General features: G+C 71.3%; 15 protein-coding genes and 1 riboswitch. Of the genes, 9 read left to right on the plus strand and 6 right to left on the minus strand.

Features of this window, described 5'->3' with window-relative positions:
* The first annotated feature begins 124 nt into the window (after window positions 1–124).
* Window positions 125–281, plus strand: a riboswitch (cyclic di-AMP (ydaO/yuaA leader).
* 11 nt (window positions 282–292) lie between these two features.
* Complete coding sequence (locus CEY15_RS07500; protein ID WP_095717901.1) at window positions 293–913, plus strand: transglycosylase family protein; 621 nt, start codon at window positions 293–295, stop codon at window positions 911–913.
* A 126-nt stretch (window positions 914–1,039) separates the two neighbouring features.
* Here CEY15_RS07500 and CEY15_RS07505 read toward each other — a convergent pair whose 3' ends face one another.
* On the minus strand, window positions 1,040–1,237 hold the full coding sequence (locus CEY15_RS07505; RefSeq protein ID WP_095717902.1) for a hypothetical protein: 198 nt from the start codon (window positions 1,235–1,237) through the stop codon (window positions 1,040–1,042).
* Between the two features lie 102 nt (window positions 1,238–1,339).
* Between CEY15_RS07505 and CEY15_RS07510 the strand changes: the two genes are divergently transcribed.
* The 5 genes from CEY15_RS07510 (at window position 1,340) to nirD (ending at window position 9,301) form a co-directional block, all read left to right on the plus strand.
* Window positions 1,340–3,709 (plus strand): helicase-associated domain-containing protein, encoded by a 2,370-nt coding sequence (locus CEY15_RS07510; RefSeq protein ID WP_095717903.1) that lies wholly within the window; start codon window positions 1,340–1,342, stop codon window positions 3,707–3,709.
* Window positions 3,710–3,773: 64 nt separating this feature from the next.
* On the plus strand, window positions 3,774–5,441 hold the full coding sequence (locus CEY15_RS07515) for a DNA repair helicase XPB (RefSeq protein WP_095717904.1): 1,668 nt from the start codon (window positions 3,774–3,776) through the stop codon (window positions 5,439–5,441).
* Window positions 5,442–5,500: 59 nt separating this feature from the next.
* Complete coding sequence (locus tag CEY15_RS07520; RefSeq protein ID WP_095717905.1) at window positions 5,501–6,187, plus strand: DUF3239 domain-containing protein; 687 nt, start codon at window positions 5,501–5,503, stop codon at window positions 6,185–6,187.
* Between the two features lie 162 nt (window positions 6,188–6,349).
* Window positions 6,350–8,875, plus strand: coding sequence for a nitrite reductase large subunit NirB (gene nirB / locus CEY15_RS07525; RefSeq protein WP_095717906.1), 2,526 nt, complete (start codon window positions 6,350–6,352; stop codon window positions 8,873–8,875).
* Window positions 8,876–8,920: 45 nt separating this feature from the next.
* Window positions 8,921–9,301, plus strand: coding sequence for a nitrite reductase small subunit NirD (gene nirD, locus CEY15_RS07530; RefSeq protein WP_095717907.1), 381 nt, complete (start codon window positions 8,921–8,923; stop codon window positions 9,299–9,301).
* Here nirD and CEY15_RS07535 read toward each other — a convergent pair.
* From CEY15_RS07535 to CEY15_RS07555, 5 genes are all read right to left on the minus strand, one after another.
* A complete protein-coding gene (locus CEY15_RS07535; RefSeq protein WP_095717908.1) occupies window positions 9,298–10,272 on the minus strand; it encodes an IS481 family transposase in 975 nt (324 codons plus the stop codon). The two genes, nirD and CEY15_RS07535, sit on opposite strands and share 4 nt — an antisense overlap.
* Before the next feature lie 155 nt (window positions 10,273–10,427).
* Window positions 10,428–11,558 carry a uroporphyrinogen-III synthase gene (locus tag CEY15_RS07540; protein WP_017836324.1) on the minus strand — a complete coding sequence of 377 codons (1,131 nt, stop codon included), beginning with the start codon at window positions 11,556–11,558 and terminating at the stop codon, window positions 10,428–10,430.
* Window positions 11,559–11,651: 93 nt separating this feature from the next.
* Window positions 11,652–13,082, minus strand: a complete 1,431-nt coding sequence (locus CEY15_RS07545; RefSeq protein WP_095717909.1) for an FAD-dependent oxidoreductase — start codon at window positions 13,080–13,082, stop codon at window positions 11,652–11,654.
* Window positions 13,082–15,196, minus strand: a complete 2,115-nt coding sequence (locus CEY15_RS07550; RefSeq protein WP_095717910.1) for a molybdopterin oxidoreductase family protein — start codon at window positions 15,194–15,196, stop codon at window positions 13,082–13,084. The genes CEY15_RS07545 and CEY15_RS07550 overlap by 1 nt, the downstream gene beginning before the upstream one ends.
* A 60-nt stretch (window positions 15,197–15,256) precedes the next feature.
* A complete protein-coding gene (locus CEY15_RS07555; protein ID WP_017836321.1) occupies window positions 15,257–16,669 on the minus strand; it encodes a nitrate/nitrite transporter in 1,413 nt (470 codons plus the stop codon).
* A gap of 204 nt (window positions 16,670–16,873) precedes the next feature.
* Between CEY15_RS07555 and CEY15_RS07560 the strand changes: the two genes are divergently transcribed.
* From CEY15_RS07560 to CEY15_RS07570, 3 genes are all read left to right on the plus strand, one after another.
* On the plus strand, window positions 16,874–17,398 hold the full coding sequence (locus CEY15_RS07560) for a hypothetical protein (RefSeq protein ID WP_095717911.1): 525 nt from the start codon (window positions 16,874–16,876) through the stop codon (window positions 17,396–17,398).
* A 63-nt stretch (window positions 17,399–17,461) separates the two neighbouring features.
* Window positions 17,462–18,613 (plus strand): MalY/PatB family protein, encoded by a 1,152-nt coding sequence (locus tag CEY15_RS07565; protein WP_095717912.1) that lies wholly within the window; start codon window positions 17,462–17,464, stop codon window positions 18,611–18,613.
* A gap of 206 nt (window positions 18,614–18,819) precedes the next feature.
* Entirely contained in the window at window positions 18,820–19,458 is a 639-nt protein-coding gene (locus CEY15_RS07570; RefSeq protein ID WP_095717913.1) for a heme oxygenase (biliverdin-producing), read from the plus strand.
* Window positions 19,459–19,551 lie beyond the last annotated feature (93 nt).

Below are 19,551 nucleotides of genomic sequence, written 5' to 3' on the forward strand. Positions count from 1 at the left end.
GCCCTTCCGCGTGACCTGGTTTTATCTCAGAATGGTGACGATCCGGCATCAACCCGCTACTGTTCGAGTCAGACTCGTCAGCGAGTTGGCAACGGACGCACCACCGAACCCCGCCCTGCGGCCGTTGCGACAGTGACCGTAACCGGGCGGGGACGGGGGACCCGATCAGGGCCCTTGCCGGGCCGGCGACCAGAGGTCGCCTTGGGGTCAAGCCGCCTTGCGCGGCCGGGCGCACTCGTCCGAACCCGACAGCTCACCCCGTAGGCACAGAGTGAAAAGGACTGACGCGTATATGACCTCGTACACCGGACGCCACCGCGCTGCCGCCCCCGCCTCCGCACCCAGGACGGCGGTGAAGGTCGTCCTCGCGGGCACCGCGTTCTCCGCCGCCGGGCTCGCCCTCGCCCCGGCCGCCAACGCCGCCCCGGACTCCGACTGGGATCGACTCGCCCAGTGTGAGGCCGGCGGCAACTGGGGGATCAACACCGGCAACGGCTACCACGGCGGACTGCAGTTCTCGCCGAGCACCTGGGCGGCCTATGGCGGCACCCAGTACGCGCCGACCGCCAACCAGGCGACCCGCGAGCAGCAGATTGCCATCGCCGAGAAGACCCTGGCGGGTCAGGGTTGGGGAGCGTGGCCCGCCTGCTCGGCCAAGCTGGGCCTGAACTCCGCGCCGACGCCGCGCGACCTGTCCAACCCGGCGCCCGCCCCGGCCCCGGCCGCGCCCGCCGCTCCGGTGGCGATCACGGCCGCCGATCACGTCGCGACGCTCACCGCGTTCGCCGAGGGCCGCGGTCTCGCGCTGCCGATCGCGGACGGCTACCAGGCCAACAAGGACCTCGTCGACGCCGCCTACGCCGGGAACCAGGCCGCTGTGGACGACTTCTTCGCCACCTACCTGGCGAACTGATCCGGGTCGGACCCGGCCACGAGAACGGCCCGCCACCCCCTCTCAGGGGGTTGGCGGGCCGTTCTGTCGTCTACGCCGGCGGCGTGACGCCGACGGACGCGCCGATGTTGACCACCGGTCGGCGGGTCAGCGGGACGGCAGGGCCCTGTTGACCACCGTCTCCGGATGGACGTAGTTCAGGCGCTCCTGCGGCAACGGGAAGATCTCCTGCCCGAAGGGGGACAACCCCCCCGCCACGAGCGCAGCCAGTTCGGTCACCGGGTGCTCGCCGAACGAGGCGTCGGGCCATCCCGGGTTGTCGTAGGTCAGTTTCTTGGCAGCCACGTGGACATCATCTCACCTCGAGCCCGATCCGTCAGCACCTGGGTCGGACACCGCCGCCACCGGTTCCCGCCGACGGCCGCATCTCACTAGGCTGGTGCGGATATGTCGACCTCCCGCACCACGCCCCGGCACCCCACCAGTGGGGAACCCGATTTCCCCGCCTGGCTGGCCGGACTGTCCGACGAGACCCTGGTGCGACTGTGCGAGGGACGCGCGGACGTGGCCACCCCTCCCCCGGCGTCACTGGGCGTTCTCGCCTCCCGGCTGAGGTTGCCCGCGTCGACCGCCCGCGCGCTCGGCACCCTCACCTGGCCGGAACTGCTCGTGCTGTCCACGGCCGCCGCGCTCGGTGCCGACTCCGGCCCGGTGCCGGTCGGTGCACTCTTGGAGCGTCTCGGTGTCGACCACGACGACGCGGCATTCCGCGCGGCCGTGGATACCCTCCGTGAGCTCGCGCTGGTGTGGGGCGACCCCGCTTACGCCCGGATCGTCCCCGTCACCGGCGCGGCGGTCGACGCCGCGCCGGTGACGGCCCCTCATCCCGGGGAGCCCGTCGGGGCCCGGCTCGACGCCGCGTGGAACGGTCTGTCCGAACGGGCGCTGGGTGTCCTCACAGCGGTCGCCCGCGGCCGCACGCCCGCGGGTTCCCTCGGGCCCGCCGCGTCGGAGACGGTCCGGGCAGCGGCCGCGGAGCTGGTCGAGGCCGGCCTGGCCTCGGTCACCGGCACCGCCGACGGCGAGGTGGTCGTCCCCCGTGCCCACGCCCTGGACCGGGCCAGACACGGAGCCCGGGCGAGCGGCTCGACTCTTCTCGACCTGCCCTGGTGGTCGGAGTCGGGCACGGGGAACCGGGGTTCCGCGGGCACCGGGCCCACAGCCGGGACGTCGTCCGCCGACGGCATCGACGCGTCCGGGGGCGTGGCCGCCCTCGACCTCCTCCACCGCTGCGACGCGCTCATCGCGACGCTGTCCCTCCACCCGGCCGCGACCCTCAAGGCCGGCGGGGTGGGAGTCCGGGAACTGCGCCGGATCGCCCGGGCCGCCGGGGTGGGCGAAGCAGAGCTCCCCCTGTTGCTCGAGGTCCTCGCCGCCGCGGGACTGATCGCCGTCGGCGACACCGATGTCGGCGAGACCGGGTTCGACTCGGTGTGGGCACCCACCGAGGCCGCGGACGTGTGGTCCGGACGCGGCCGCGCGCGGCGCTGGGCTGACCTCGTCCTGGCCTGGTGGTCGATGCCGCGAGCACCGTGGCGGGTCGGTTCCGAGATCGAGGGCGGCGGCACGGTCCCCGCCCTCGGCGATCCGGTGGGCCCACCCGCGGCGGGCGAGCGCGACCGGGTCCTGCGCGCACTGTCCGGGCTCGAGCCCGGGGCCGCACCAGGTGACGACCTGGTGCCGGAGGTGGTGCGCTGGTTCTCACCGATGTGGTTCTCGCGGGCCGGAGCACGGCCCTGCACGGAGATCGTCGCGGAGGCGAGACGGCTCGGACTCGTCGTGGGCACGACCGCCACCCGCGCGGCCAGACTCCTGGTCTCCGGGCGCCCCGCCGCCCCGGCCCCCCCGGTCGAGGACCTGGAGCCGATCCTGACAGCGGCGCTCCCCGAGCCCGTCTCGGAGGTGATCGTCCAGGCTGACCTCACCATCCTCGCCCCCGGGCCGCTCGTGCCGGAGCTCGCGGCGGACTTCGACCTGCTCGCCGACGTCGAGTCCGCGGGGGCCGCCACCACCTACCGGGTGACCGAGACGTCACTGCGTCGGGCGTTGGACTCGGGACGGACCGCCGCCGGGATCAGGGAGCTACTCGCGCGGACCTCCGTCACCCCGGTCCCGCAGTCCCTGGACTACCTCATCGAGGACGTGGCGCGCAGACACGGCCGGCTCCGGGCGGGGGCCGCGCTGTCGTTCCTGCGATGTGACGACCCGTCGCTGGTGGCGCAGGTCCTGAGCTCGCCGGTGGTGGAGAGGTGCGCATTGCGATCGGTCGCCCCGACCGTCCTCATCTCCCAGGCCCGTCCGTTGGATCTCGTCGAGGCGCTCCGGGAGCACGGATTCGCCCCGGTCGTCGAGGACACGTCCGGGGCCGTCGTCGCCCTCACCCGTCCGGTGGCCCGCGTCCGCGCCGCCTCCCCCGGTCGGGCTCCCCGCGTCCCGACGCGTGTCGCCACCCCCTCGGAGCTCCGTACGGCGATCACGGCGATGCGCTCGGCCGACCGCGTCCGCGCGGCCCGTGGCCCCTCGGGGGGCGGGTACTCCGGTGAGGCCGCCATCGCCCGCCTGCACGAGGCCGCCGGGTCGGGCACCGCGGTGACGGTCTCGGTGGTCGACGCGCAGGGGCGTTCGACCTCCCGGCTGGTCGTCCCGGTCTCCGTCGCGGGGGGACGGATCGAGGGGGTCGAGCCCGACTCCGCCGAGGCCGTGAGCCTGCCGTTGCACCGCGTGATCTCCGTCTCCGACGTCGACCCGACACGCTGAGCAGGATTCCGGGACACTGGAGGGTCGGGCCCGGTCGGGCCCGCGACAACCGAGGAGAACCGACGTGAGTGGTGGACCGCTGATCGTCCAGTCGGACAAGACCGTGCTGCTGGAGATCGACCACGACCAGGCGGGCGACGCCCGGCAGGCCCTGGCACCGTTCGCCGAACTCGAGCGCGCGCCCGAGCACGTGCACACCTACCGGATCACGCCGCTCGCCCTGTGGAACGCGCGGGCCGCCGGTCACGACGCCGAGCAGGTCGTCGACGTGCTGGTCACCTTCTCCCGTTTCCCCGTCCCCCAGCCGCTGCTGGTCGACATCGCGGACACGATGGCCCGCTACGGCCGGCTCCAACTGGTCAAGAGCCCGGTCCACGGCCTGACGTTGATCTCGCTGGACGCCGCCGTGCTCGCCGAGGTCAGACGGCACAAGAAGATCGCCCCGATGCTCGGCGCTGAGATAGACGCGGACACCGTGATCGTCCACCCCTCCGAGCGTGGCCGCCTCAAGCAGGAGTTGCTCAAGGTCGGGTGGCCTGCCGAGGACCTGGCCGGGTACGTCGACGGCGAGGCGCACGAGATCGCCCTGTCCACCGAGTCCGAGCCCTGGGAGCTGCGCGACTACCAGCAGATGGCGGCTGACTCCTTCTGGGCCGGCGGGTCCGGCGTCGTCGTGCTGCCCTGTGGCGCCGGCAAGACCATGGTCGGTGCCGCGGCGATGGCCCGCGCCAAGGCCACGACGCTCATCCTCGTGACCAACACCGTCGCCGGGCGGCAGTGGAAACGCGAACTACTGGCCCGCACCACCCTCACGGAGGACGAGATCGGCGAGTACTCGGGCGAGCGCAAGGAGATCCGCCCGGTCACCATCGCCACCTACCAGGTCGTCACCCGCAAGACCAAGGGCGTGCACCGGGCGCTCGAACTGTTCGATTCCCGCGACTGGGGGCTGATGATCTACGACGAGGTGCACCTGCTCCCGGCACCGGTCTTCCGGATGACCGCGGACCTGCAGTCGCGTCGCCGACTCGGGCTCACCGCCACCCTGGTGCGCGAGGACGGACGGGAAGGGGACGTGTTCTCCCTCATCGGCCCCAAGCGATACGACGCCCCCTGGAAGGACATCGAGGCACAGGGGTGGATCGCCCCGGCCGACTGTGTGGAGGTGCGCGTGACCCTCACCGAGAACGAACGCATGATGTACGCCACCGCCGAGGCGGAGGACAAGTACAAACTGTGCTCGACCGCGCGGACCAAGACCGCGGTGGTCAAGAGCATCCTCGCCCGGCACGCGGGCGCGCCGACCCTGGTGATCGGCGCCTACCTAGACCAGTTGGAGCAGCTCGGGGGCGAACTCGACGCACCGGTCATCCAGGGTTCCACGCCCACCAAGGAGCGGGAGGCACTGTTCGACGCCTTCCGCTCCGGGGAGATCTCCACCCTCGTGGTGTCCAAGGTCGCGAACTTCTCCATCGACCTGCCCGAGGCGAGCGTGGCGGTCCAGGTCTCCGGGACCTTCGGCTCCCGTCAGGAGGAGGCGCAGCGGCTCGGACGACTCCTCCGTCCCAAGCAGGACGGCGGGCAGGCCCACTTCTACTCGGTGGTCTCCCGGGACACCCTCGACGCCGAGTACGCGGCCCACCGCCAGCGCTTCCTCGCCGAACAGGGATACGCGTACCGGATCGTCGACGCCGACGACCTGCTCGGCCCGGACCTGCCCGAGGTCGGCTGAGGGCGCACGGGCCACCCTGGTCGTCGCACCGGCCCCGCGACGCCTGGGATACTGGACCCATGGCCTCAGACCGCACCTCCCGCACGCCGCACGAGCAGTACCGCCTCGCCGACTTCCCCGTCGACGACGCCTGGGTCCGCAAGAACAACGAGAGCCTGGCCGAGGTGCGTCGCCTGCAGTGGTCGGCGGGCGTCCTCGGCGTGGTCGTCCTCGCCGCCGGGGCCGGGATGCTCCTGTACTCCGAGCTGGCCGCGTGGGGGTGGATCGTCGCCACCGTGGCCGGGGTCTTCGCGATCGGGTGCCTGGCGATGATCTGGTACATCCCCCGCAAGATGGGGTCGATGGCGCACACCTACGCCACCTCGGAGCTGGTTCCGGCGATCGTCGCCGAGGTCCGGCCGCGCGGAGTGACGCTGTTGGCCCTGGTCGACCGCGCCGTCGACCGGTCCGCCGGCACGCTGCCCGCCCTGGCGGTCCGCAGTTGCGAGAAGATCCCGGGTCACGACGCCCGCGTGGGCGAGCGGGTCCCATGCGTCGCGGTGGTGGGCAACCGCAGCGCCCGCGGAGCCGACAACCTGTATCAGTTCATCTCTCCCATGCCCGTCTCCTGGGCCACCCCGGATGCCGCCGTCCTGCGACGACTGACGAGGGAGATCCCCGCCGGCGAGTGGGAGTCCCTGCGCCAGAAGCTCGATCGGGTCGACGAGGTGTCCCAGACCCCCACCAACCTCCTCCCACTGGACTGACCCGGACTCCCCCTGCGGGCCCCTCCTCCCGCCACCCCGCCGGGTCCTCACCCGGCGCCCCGTGACCTGTGAGCAAGTCGTCACGGCGCCGTGATCCGCCGCCATTCCACGGCAACACGCGGTTTCTAGCCTGGTCGGCACAGGCTAGAAGGAGGTCCTCACATGACCGAGCACATCGTCGTCGTCGGGCACGGAATGGTCGCCCATCGGTTCGTCTCCACCCTCGCATCCCGGTGGGCCACCGCTGATCTCACCGTGACGGTGATCGGCGAGGAGTCGGACCCGGCGTACGACCGCGTGGGCCTGTCCACCTACGTCGGTGAGTGGGACCGCGAGTCGCTGCACCTCGAGGACGCGCGGCACACGGCCGACCCCCGGGTGACCGTGCGATCAGGCCAGCTGGTCACCTCGATCGACCGCGAGGCCCGGGAGGTCGAACTGACCTCGGGTGAGCGGATCGCCTACGACACACTGGTCCTCGCGACGGGGTCGCGGGCGTTCGTCCCGCCCGTACCCGGCCACGACCTGCCGGGGTGCCACGTCTACCGCACCCTCGACGATCTCGACGGGATCCGCGCGGCCGCCGACCGCGCCGGGGCCGGCTCCCACGGGGTGGTGATCGGCGGCGGTCTGCTCGGGCTCGAGGCCGCCAACGCGGTGAGCCTGCTCGGGCTCACGCCACACGTGGTGGAGCGCAACGACCGGCTCATGCCGCTGCAGGTCGACGCCGGGGGCGGGCATGTTCTGGCCTCGCTCATCCGTGACCTCGGGATCGAGATCCACCTCTCGATCACCGGAACGGAGATCACCGAGACGGCAGACGGCGTATCCGTCCGGCTGACCGACGACGAGGGCGTCACCACGGTCGTCGACGCGGCGTTCGTGGTGTTCTCGGCGGGTGTTCGACCGCGGGACGAGCTCGCGAGGCTGTCCGGGCTGGACACCGCCGAGAGGGGCGGCATCCTCACCGACCTCGGGTGCCGGACCTCCGACCCGAACATCTACGCGATCGGCGAGTGCGCCGCCATCGACGGCACCTGCTACGGACTCGTCGGCCCCGGATACACCTCCGCCGAGGTCGCCGCGTCCACGATCCTCAGCGGAGAGGGTGAGTTCACCGGGGCCGACCTGTCCACCAAGCTCAAGCTCCTCGGGGTGGACATGGCGAGTTTCGGCGACGCGCACGGCGTCACGCCCGGCTGCCTCGAGGTGGTGGTCAACGACCCCGTCGCGGGAACCTACTCCAAACTTGTCATGAGCGACGACGCCACGACCCTCCTGGGCGGTGTGTTCGTCGGTGATTCCGGGCCGTATTCGCTGCTCAAGCCACTCGTCGGCCGCGCCCTGCCCTCCGACGACCCGATCTCACTCATCTCACGGTCCACCGATGCCGGGTCCGGGGTCGGTGTGGAGGCGCTCCCGGACGAGGCGCAGATCTGCTCGTGCAACGCCGTGACCAAGGGCGATGTGCGCGAGGCGATCTGCGGCGGCGCCTGCGACGTGGCCGACCTCAAGTCCTGCACCCGGGCCGGTACGTCGTGCGGATCGTGTATCCCCCTGCTCAAGCAGGTCCTCGAGGCGGAGGGGGTCGAGCAGTCGACGGCGCTGTGCGAGCACTTCGAACAGTCCCGCTCTGAACTCTTCGAGATCGTCACGGTCACCGGCATCCGGACCTTCTCCGGTCTCATCGAGCGCTTCGGCCACGGGGCCGGCTGTGACATCTGCAAGCCCACCGTCGCCTCGATCCTCGCCTCCACGAGTTCCGACCACGTCCTCGACGGCGAGCAGGCCGCCCTGCAGGACACCAACGACCACTTCCTCGCCAACATCCAGAAGAACGGCACGTACTCGGTGGTGCCCCGCATGCCGGGGGGTGAGGTGTCCGCGGAGCAACTCATCGTGATCGGGGAGATCGCCCGCGACCACGACCTGTACGTCAAGGTCACCGGCGGTCAGCGCATCGACATGTTCGGTGCGCGCGTCGAGGAACTGCCCGTGATCTGGAAGCGGCTCGTCGACGCGGGGATGGAGTCGGGGCACGCGTACGGCAAGTCGTTGCGCACCGTCAAGAGCTGCGTCGGCACCTCCTGGTGCCGCTACGGACAGCAGGACTCCGTCGGGATGGCGGTGACGATGGAGAACCGCTACCGCGGGCTGCGCGCCCCCCACAAGATCAAGATGGCGGTCTCGGGCTGTGCCCGCGAGTGCGCGGAGGCCCGCGGCAAGGACGTCGGCGTGATTGCCACGGAGACCGGCTGGAACCTCTACGTCGGCGGTAACGGGGGCGCGACGCCCCGGCACGCGCAGCTCCTCGTGGGGGACCTGACCGACGAGGAGCTGATCCGCTACATCGACCGGACGGTGATGTTCTACGTCCGGACCGCCGAGCGGTTGCAGCGGATGGCGCCCTGGCTCGAGTCGATGGACGGCGGGATCGACCATCTCCGCGAGGTCGTGTGCAACGACTCGCTCGGCCTGGGGGCGGAGCTCGAGGGCCGCATGGAAGCGCATGTGGCGGGCTACGTGGACGAGTGGTCCGCCGTCCTGGACGACCCGGACAAGCTCGCGCGTTTCGTGTCCTTCGTCAACGCCCCCGAGTCCCCGGACCCCACCGTCGAGTTCGAGGAGCAGGACGGCCGCAAGGTCCCCGTTCTCCTCGGCTCCCCCGCGATGCCCGCACGGGCCTGACCATTCGGCAGCACTCCCAGCAGCACACCCAGAAAGGACACCATCATGACCGCCACCCTCTCCCCGACCGAGATCGTGGTCTGCCCCCTCGATCGACTCATCCCGGGTCGGGGCGTCGCCGCCCTACTGCCCGACGGCCGGCAGATCGCCGTCTACCTCCTGGACGACGGGAGCGTCCACGCCCTGTGCAACATCGACCCGATCGCCCGGGCCGCCGTGATGAGCCGCGGTCTCGTCGGCGACCGTGGGGGCGTCCCCGTGGCCATCTCCCCCATCGGCAAGCAGGCGTACGCCCTGGACGACGGACGTGGGATCGACGACAAGGCGTACGGACTGTCCGTCTTCCCGGCCAGGGTCGTCGACGGCACGGTTCTGGTCTCGACGCAGCCCGCGATCCGGCACCAGACGAGTCGGGCCGCCGCCTAGCTGTTCTGTCCACGCAGGTTAGGTACGCGGTCGGCGGGTGAGGCACCTTCGAGTGCGGTGTGGCCGCGGTGGTGATTGTAGTAGTGCAGGAACTGCGGTAGCAGGGCCTGGCGCTCCCGCTCGCTGGTATAGGGGCGGGCGTAGGCCCATTCCTCGAGCAGGATCCGGTTGTAGCGTTCGACTTTGCCGTTGGTTTGCGGCCGGTACGGCCGCGTGCGTTTGTGCTTGATGTCGGGGCCGAGGGCGTCGGCGAAGGCGCGGGAGCGGTAGCAGGAACCGTTGTCGGTCAGCACCCGACGCACGGTGATCCCAGCATCGGCGAAGAAGGCGTAGGCCCGGCGCCAGAACGCCGCGGCGGTCTCCTTGCGCTCATCGCTGAGCAGCTCGCTGTAGGCCAGGCGGGAATGGTCGTCGACGGCATTGTGGACGTACCAGTAGCCGGTCCCGCGTTTGCTGTTGCGCCTACCCTTCGCTCGGCCGTGGACCTTGTGCCCGCCGCCGTCGGGGATGCGGCCGAGCTTCTTGATGTCCACGTGCACCAGGTCGCCCGGAGCAGGATGTTCGTACCGGGTCGGGCGGCGTCTTGTGGCGCGGGTCGGGGCTCCGGTGGCCGGGTCGGTGGTCGCCAGGCGCACGCACCCGTAGCGGGACAGGATCTTGTGGACCGTCGAGGGGTGTATGCCCAGGTGGTAGGCGATCCGGGCCGGCCCCCACCGGCGTGAGACCCGCAGGCCCACCACCCGCCGTTCGCGGCGTCGGGGCGTGCGATGGGGGCAGGAGTGGGGCCGGCTGGAGCGGTCAATCATGCCCGCCCTGCCGTTTTCGCGGTACCGACCGGCCCAGCGGCGGGCCGTGGTGACCGAAACGCCGAACCGTTCGGCGGCTCGGGCGGGCGTCCAGCCGCCCTCGACGACACACCGAGCCAGGCGCAGGCTTCCGGTCGGCGTCAAGGTCGCGTTAGCGTGGGACACGAAGACCTCCGTTGTGGATGTGGGTGCTTGGTCGCTTCCACACCTCACACGGAGGTCTTCCTCATTTCATCTCGCCATGCCGACCGGAGACACAACCTCCGTGGTCAGTACACCTAGCCGAGTACACCTGGCGCGCCCCAGACCGAGCGCCGACTCTAGACCGAGAGCCGGTACCCGCGTTTGACCACGGTGGTCACGAGGCCCGGGACCCCGAGCGCTCTGCGCAGGCGCCCCATCGCCGTCTCCACGGCGTGGGGGTCGGCACCGTCGCCGGGCAGTACGGCGAGGAGTTCCTCCCGGCTCAGGCACTTGCCCGGCCGTTCCGCCATCGCCTGCAACAACGCCAGCGGCGCCGGCGAGAGTTCGATGGGCTGTCCGTCCATCAGGACCCCGGCCGCGCACACGGTGAGGTCGTGCCCCTCCACCGTCACGGTCCGGGACCGGGCGACCAACTCGTCGGTGACGTGTCGCATGAGCGCGCCGAGCCGCATCCGGTCCGGCATCGACACGGGCACCCCCAGGTCGACGAGCGGTTCGGCGGTCACCGGCCCCACGCAGAGGGCGGCGACCGGGCCGGACAGGGCGTCCAGCACGTCGTCGTGGATCCCCATCAGGTCGGCCCGCTCGAGCATCGACACCACGGCCGGGGCGGCGGTGAACGTCACCCCGTCGACTCCCGCCCGGGCGACGGTCCGGACGAGGTCGTCGAAGGCCTCCAGGTCCTCGGGGAGCTCCCAGCGGTAGATGGGCACCACGATCACCTCGGCTCCCGCCGCGCGGAGTCCCTCCACCAGCGGGGCCATGGGGTTCCAGTCCGAGCTCGCCCCCTGCAGCTGCACGGCCACGGTGAGGCCGTCGACCCCACGCTCCAGCAGCATCTCCAGGAGTTCGGGCGTCGCCTCGCTCGCCGCCGACGCGTGCTCGCGCAGGCCGGCCGCGCGGAGTGCGCCGGTGACCTTGGGTCCGCGTGAGTACAGCGGCACCCGGTCCATCAGGGCGTGCAGGTCCGTCGAGTACCCCCACTCCTCACAGACCTGCGTCCACCACCGGACACCGGTCGCCGTGGTGAGGACCATGAGATCGGCGGGCGCGGCGAGCACCCGGGCGGTGGCGGAGCGGACGAGCTCGTCCTCGGCCACGGGGATCATCCGGATCGCCGGCGCGTGCAGGACCGTCGCACCCCGGCGTTCGAGGAGGACCTGCTGTTCCGACGCCCGGCGCGCAGCCGTCACCGCGACCGTACGGCCCAGCAGTGGTAAGTCGTCGTTGGTCGTCACGATGTCCATCCTGCCTCAGTCCTGTGTCGTCCGTGTTTCGTCGGTGCCCGGCGCGCTTCACTCGCGAGGTCGCCCGTCCCGGGTCCCCGGGGAGGTGGTTCGTCACGCGCAGTCCCGCAGCCACCCGCAGATGCCGTCCACGGCGGCGGAGCACCCCCCGCACCCGGTCCCGGCGCGGGTGTGGGAGGCGATCGCCGCCACGTCCCGGTGCCCCTCGGACCACGCGTGGACGAGGTCGGCCTTGCTCACCCCGTTGCACCGGCAGACCACGGCCGCGGCCGGCATCGTGGACGGTGTGTCGGTGGTCGATGCGTCGGCCCGGCCGAGCACGACAGAGAGCACGTCGTCGGGGACGGGCAGCGCGTGTTCGTAGAGCTGGGTGAGGAACCCGACGGGCTCGGGATGGCCCACGAGCACGGCGCCGGCGACCCGGCCGTCCACCACGTCCACCCGCGCGTACCGGCCACGGGAGGGCTCGCAGACCACGGTCACCTCCACGGCGGTGTCATGGATGTCCTCGGCGAGATCCCCGAGCGAGACCACGTCCACCCCGAACGCCTTCAGCCTGGTCACCGCGACGCCGCCGGTGTACAGCGCGGCCGGGGTCGCTCCCGTGATCCGTGCGGCGACCACTCCCGCCTGATCCCAGGCCGGACCGACCAGCCCGGTCACGCACCCGCGGTGCTCGGCGCAGTCGCCGATCGCGCTGATGTCCGGGTCGCCGGTGCGCATCGTGTCGTCGACGACGATCCCCCGGCCCACCTCGAGTCCGGCGGCCGCGGCCAGCCGGGTGCGCGGTCTGGTCCCGGCCGACAGGACGACGGTCCGGCAGTCGATCTCGGTCCCGTCATCGAGCCCCAGCGCCGAACCGTCCCACCGCGCGGCCCGCGCACCGGTCACCACGCGGACCCCGAGCTCGTCCAGTGCGCGGATGAGCACGCGCCCGCCGCCGGAGTCGAGGTGGGAGTCCATCGGCCAGGCCCGGGGGTGGACGACGACGACGTCGCGGCCCGACCGCGCCAGTGCGCAGGCCACCTCGAGCCCGATGAAACCGCCGCCCACCAGGGCGACCCGCCCGGGGTGCTCCTCGAGATGGGCGGTGAGCCCGCGGCAGTCCGAGGCGTCGCGGAGCGGGAACACCCCCGGGGCGAGGGAACCGTCCGGGCCGCGGACCCCCTCGATCGGCGGGATCGTGGGCTCGGATCCGGTCGCGAGCACCAGGTGGTCGTAGGGGACGCGCTCACCGTCGGCGAGTTCCACCTCCCGGGCCGCCCTGTCCACGCCCTGCACCGAGGCGGCCGTGCGCACTCCTATGTGGTTACGCTCCCACCATCCGGAGGGCTTGAGCCGGGTGGTTCCCGGGTCGCCCATTCCGCCGGCCACCACGTGCGAGAGCATGATCCGGTTGTACGGCGCCTCGGGTTCGTCTCCGAGGACGGTCACCGACAGTGTCTCGGGATCCGGCTCGGCGCGCCGCAGCTCCTCGGCGAGCCGGGCACCGGACATCCCGGCTCCCACCACCACCACCCGCATCACGCGGCCTCCAGCCGGACGGCACACGCCTTGAACTGCGGCATGCGACTGTAGGGATCGAGCTCCGGCAGGGTCACCAGGTTCGCTCGGGCGGCCCCGGCGAAGTGGAACGGCAGGAACAGGGTGTCGGTCCGCATGTCCTCGTCGCATCGCACGAGCGCCTCGACGGCGCCGCGGCGGGACACCACGCGGGCGCGTCCGCCGTCGTCGATCCCGGCGGCGCGTGCCACCACCGGGTGCACCTGGACCCACATGTCGGGTTCGGCGGAGGCCAGCTCCGGAACCCGCCGCGTCTGGGCGCCGGACTGGTAGTGGGAGAGCACGCGTCCCGTGGTGCCCAGCAGCGGGTAGTCCGGGCAGGTGTCCTCCGCGGGCCGGTCCACTGCGGCGACGGCGAAACGGGCGCGGCCGTCCTCGGTGGCGAAGCGGTCGAGGAACATGCGCGGCGTCCCGGCCGGGGAGTCGGCACCGCACGGCCAGAACAGCGCCTCCCCCGCGTCGAGCCGGTCCCAGTCCATGCCGGAGTAGTCCGCCTTGCCCCCGGCGGAGGCGCGCGCCAACTCGTCGAAGACCACCCGCGGGTCGGTGGGGTAGCGATCCGGTCGTCGTCCGAGCCGCCGCGCGAGTTCGTTCCAGATCCACAGCTCGTCGCGGGCGCCTTCGGGGGGAGTGACCGAGCGGCGACGACGCAGCACCCGGCCCTCGAGGTTGGTCAAGGTGCCCTCCTCCTCCGCCCACTGCGGGACCGGCAACACGACGTCGGCGAGTTCGGCGGTCTCGGAGAGGACGAAGTCGGCCACGACGAGGGTGTCCAACGCGCGGAGGCGACCCGTGACCCGGTCGGCGTCGGGGGCGGAGACCACGGGGTTCGACGCGTGGAGCAGCATCGCCGTGGGCCCACCGGGTTGTCCGAGCGCGTCCAGGAGCTCGAACGCCGAGAGCCCGGGGCCGGGGATCTCCTCGGGCTCCACGCCCCAGACCCCAGCGACATGCGCGCGGGCGGCCGGATCCGTGATCATCCGATATCCGGGAAGCTGATCGGCCTTCTGCCCGTGTTCCCTGCCTCCCTGGCCGTTCCCCTGCCCGGTAAGGGTGCCGTAACCCGTACCCGGCCGGCCCGGTAGGCCCAGTGCCAGGGCGAGGGCGATCACGGCGCCGACGGTGTCGGTCCCCCGGGAGTGCTGCTCGGCGCCCCGGGCGGTGAGGACGTAGGCGCCGGTGCCCGCGTCCCGGGAGTTCGCCAGCAGCTCCACCGTGCGGTCGAGCTGGTCGGCCGAGACCCCGGTGACACGTTCGGTTCGATCGGGCATCCAGTCCGCCGCGATCGCCCACGCGTCGTCGAAACCCGACGTACGGGCGGCGACGTAGTCGACGTCAAGGTGCCCACCCACCACGGCCACGTGCAGCAGCCCCAGGGCCAGCGCCGAATCCGTGCCCGGCCGCAGCCTCAGATGGATCCCGCCGCCGTCGACGGCACGGTGCGCGGTCGCGCTGAGGCGCGGGTCCGCCACCACCATGCCGCCGGCCGAGGCGGCGGTGTCCAGGTGCTGGACGAACGGGGGCATGGTGTCGGCGGGGTTCGCGCCGATCAGCAGCACCGCCCGGGCCTCGTCGAGGTCGGTCACGGGGAACGGCAACCCCCGGTCCAGACCGAAACTCCGGTTGGCCCCGGCGGCCGCGCTCGACATGCACCACCGCCCGTTGTAGTCCACCAGCCTGCTCCCCAGCGCGAGGCGGGTGAACTTGCCCAGCGTGTAGGCCTTCTCGTTGGTGAGGCCTCCCCCACCGAACACGGCCACCGCGTCGGGTCCCCCCGAGGCCTGCGCCCGCCGGATGCCGTCGGTGACCCGGGTCAGCGCGGTGTCCCAGTCGGTCGGACGCAGGTGCCCGTCCACCCGGATCAGCGGCGTGGTGATCCGCTCCGGGTGGTCGAGCAACGCTGCCGACGTCCAGCCCTTCCGGCACAACCCGCCCTGGTTGGTGGGGAACTGCTCCGGGGTGATCGTCGCCTGCCCGCCGTCCGCGGACGGGGTCACCGACATCGCGCACTGGAGCGCGCAATACGGGCAGTGGGTGTGTGTCGGGGGGCCGGTCGTCGTCAGCGCGTGCACCATGTGTCCTCTTCGTCTCGCTCAGCCGTGCTCTGTCCGCGGTGCTTTGTCCGCGGTGCCCTGTCAGGCCTCGGCGCCCACGGGGACCCGCGAGCGGGTGGGTGCCGCGGCGACGGAGTCGACGCCGGCCGAGGCCCGCATGTACACCACGCGCGTGATGATCGCGGCCACCACGTAGAAGACCATGAACACGACGAACGCCGAGGTGGCCGCCCCCGAGGACTGGTAGGAGGTGCGCAGGGTCATGTTGATGAGGAACCCACCGAACGCCCCGACCGCGCCGGCGACCCCGATGAGTGCTCCCGCATGAGCCCGCGACCACGAGGTCCGTGCGGCCTCGTCGAGTCCGAGCGTGTGGCTGCGGGCCTCGAAGACCGACGGGATCATCTTGTACACCGAGGCGTTACCGACCCCGGTGAGCCCGAAGAGCGTGAGGAAGGCCGCGAAGAACAACACGAGCGCGCCCCCCGAGAGGCGACCGTCGTTCGAGGCCTGGATGTTCGAGGTCACCACGAGTGCCACCGTGGTGACCGCCATGCCGCAGAAGACCGCGAAGGTCACCCGCGCGCCGCCGAATCGGTCGGAGAGCCGACCGCCGGCCATGCGGGTCAGCGAGCCCAGAAGCGGACCCAGGAAGGTGATCTGAGCAGCGTGCAGCGCCGCCTGGGCGGGATCCTGGCCGTTGCCGGTGAAGGTCATGGTGAGCATCTGCCCGAACGCGAAGGCGAACCCGATGAACGACCCGAACGTGCCGATGTACAGCAGCGACAGGACCCACCCGTCCTTGTCGCGGGTCATGTCCTTCATGCTCTGTACGTCCACGGTCTGGTGGGCGAGGTTGTCCATCTTCAGGGCCGCGCCGATCCCCGCGATGACCAGGAGGACGATGTAGACCCCGATCACCCAGTGGGGTGACCGGTTGCCCGCGAGGGCGATCACGATGAGCCCCACGATCTGGATCGTGGCCACGCCCAGGTTGCCCCCGCCCGCGTTGAGCCCGAGCGCCCATCCCTTCTCCCGCTGGGGGAAGAAGGCGTTGATGTTGGTCATGGACGACGCGAAGTTGGCGCCACCGAGCCCGGCCACCGCGCCGACCACGAGGTACATCCACAGCGGTTGGCCCGGGTTCGCCATGATCCACAACATCCCGACCGCCGGGATGAGCAGGACGAAAGCCGAGAACATGGTCCAGTTGCGGCCGCCGAAGGTCGCCGTGGCCAGCGTGTACGGGATGCGCAGGAAGGCACCGGTCAGTGTGACCACCGCGGAGACCAGGAATTTGTCGGGTGCGTCCAGTCCGTAGACGTCCTGGGGCATGAACAACACCATGACGGCGAACAGGGTCCACACCGAGAACCCGACGTGCTCGGCGAACACCGACCAGTAGAGGTTGCGCATGGCGGTCTTCCTGCCGCCCGACTCCCACTGCGCGTCGTCCTCCGGATCCCAGTTCTCAATGACGTGTGAGCGCGACATGAGGTCGACCCCCTCTCCGTTACGTGGACACCCCCTCGGTGTCCCTGCGGACAGACGTTATGCACGCCCTGTTTCCCCGGCGCTACCCGGTATGACGTCATGGTCACGGTGTCCTCACGTCCGCCCGATCCCGCCGTGAGGGGTCGGGCGGCGTGGTGTGATGGCGGCATATCACACCCGTTCTCATTCCGCCGGGCCGCCACTGTGTTGGCGGCCCTCACCCTCGCCGCAGGGCTGTCACCCTCGGCGTCTGCCCAGGCCGCCGAGACGTGGCGGGCCCCGTTCCCACCGCCCGCACCGATCCCGTCCGACGCGTGGTTCGTCGACTCACATGCTACGAAGGACCCCCGTGAGCCCGGGTTCTGGGAGCCCGGCCCCAATTCGATGCGGGTCATCTCGCAGGCCCCCACCGACTCCCCGACCTGGTGCGATGGGTATCGGAACAACGCCGGAGCGCGGTGCTGGCAGGTCGACCCGGGAGGAGGGGTTGTCGAGCTCCGGAGGATCAGCCTTCTCAGCGACCTGTGGAACGGCTCCTCGGCGCCCTGGGGCGGAGCCGCCTACCGGAGTGGATACCGCATAGCGGTGGATATGGGCTGGGACTACAACTCGGGCGGGATCTTCATCCCCACCGGGTCGGGGACCACGTACTCGACCATGATGCCCCTGGGTGCGGACTCCCCGGACGCGGACGTGTGGGTGGCCCCGGGGGCTCTCCCCGGAAGCTGACGCGGTCGGCGGCGCGAACTAGCCTGGGGGTCCAGCCCGCCCCGGTCGAAAGGATCCCCCGCCGTGCCGTTCCCCCTGGATGTTCCCGAGTCGGTCCTGCGCAGGCGCCGGAGCCAGAAGTGGGTGGCGTACCCGGAGGACGTCCTGCCGCTGTTCGTGGCGGAGACCGACGTCCTGCTGGCCCCGGCGATCCGGGAGCGCCTCGCCGACGCCGTGGCCGACGGTGACACCGGTTACTTCGCCGAGATCGAGCGGCTCGCCGGGGTGTGCGCCCGCTACTACTCCCGGTTCGGGTTCGAGGTTCCGGAGGAGTCGGTGGTCCCCGTCAACGATGTCGGCGTGGGCGTGCGCGAATCACTCGCGCGGACCCTGCCGGCCGGCAGCGGGGTGGTCTACACGCCGCCGGTCTACATGCCGTTCGGACCATGGATCCGGCGGGTGGGGATGTCCCCCGTCGCCGTTCCGTTGATCGACCACGACGGCGAGGACCCGCGCCTGGACCTGGCGGGCATCGAGCGCGCCTTGGCGGACGGCGCCCGCGGTGTCCTGCTGAGCCACCCGCACAACCCCACGGGTGTCCTGCACTCCGCCGCGGAGTTGACCGAGCTCGCCGATCTGGCCGCACGCCACGACGCCGTCGTCGTCTCCGACGAGATCTGGGCGCCCCTGACGATGCCCGGGGTCCGGTTCTCCTCGTTCCTGGCAGCCTCCAACACCGCCCGCGGGGTCGGGTTGGCCATCTCCTCCGCGTCCAAGGCCTTCAACCTCGCCGGACTCAAGTGCGCATTCGTGGTCAACGGAAACCCGGAACGGTTCGAGGTGCGGCGCTCGGCGTTGTCCGGCGCGGTGGGGCACTTCGGGGCGCTCGCCGCCGAGGCCGCGCTGACCGGGTCACTGGACTGGCTGGCGAGCATGAACGCCGCACTGGCCTCGAACCTCGACCTGATGGAGCGGCTCATGGCCGAGCATCTCCCCCGCGCCCGGTGGCGCCGACCCGACGCCGGATTCGTGGCGTGGCTGGACCTGCGCTCCTACCCCGGGCTCGGGGACGACCCCGCCGCGGCGTTCCTCGACGGCGGAAAGGTCGCGCTGAGCAACGGCCCCGCCTTCGGCTCCCAGGGCAAGGGGTTCGCACGCGTGAACTTCGCGTGCTCGGAGGAACTCCTCACCGAGGCGTTCACCCGGATGGGCCGCGTCGCGGCCGAGCGCGACTGAGGACGGCCCCCGCCCACCGACATTTCCTTCTCCTCGGAACCGGCCCCGAAAGAATTCCACGACAACGCTCCACACCCGTTATCCGGTGAGCGAATAGGGTCCTCACTTCGGGAATTGTTGACATTGCTCAACCTCCCTACCGGTATAGCCTTTCCCTTATCGTTGCCGTACCCTCATTAGGCATACCTAACAAGCCCGGAGGACACATGGAGACGACCATTTCCGCACCCCTGTCGAGAGCGCTACACGACTCGACGATGGCCGCGCATGAACAGGCGGAGAACGCCTCGTTCATCACCCGCCTGATGAACGGTGAGGGCACACCCGCAGGTCTGGTCGCGCTGCTGCGGCAGTCGCTCCCGGTCTACGAGGCACTCGAAGACGCCTGCCGCAGGGCGGGCACGGACCCACGCTTGTCGGCCATCCTCGACCCGAGACTCGACCGGACGGAGGCGCTACGAGCCGACTTGGAAGCGCACCGCGCCCAGGGGCGCTCCTTCGAGACCGTGGTTCCCGCCACCGAGGCCTACGTGGCCGAGTTGCGGGAGCGCGCGACCGACCCCGCCGCCCTGATCGGACACCACTACGTCAGGTATCTCGGTGACCTCTCGGGGGGACAGATCATCAGGACGATGGTGCGCCGCCACTACGGCATCGAGACCGGTCTGGGCTTCTACGACTTCGACATCGCCAAGCCCAAAGTCTACAAGGACGACTACCGGGCCGCACTGGACGCCCTCCCGCTGGGCGAGACAGACCGCGCGTCCGCTCTGGCCGCCGCCACCCGGGCGTTCGACCTCAACCACCGGATCTTCCTGGACCTGGAGGCCCTGGGCGTCCGCTGACCTCGCCCGGCACCCGATGCCCCGGATCCCGTCGGATCCGGGGCATCCGTGCTTCCGGGCGGCGCCGTGACACGGCGTGGCCATCGACCCGTA

The organism is Dietzia natronolimnaea (assembly GCF_002289575.1).
GTDB lineage: Bacteria > Actinomycetota > Actinomycetes > Mycobacteriales > Mycobacteriaceae > Dietzia > Dietzia natronolimnaea_A.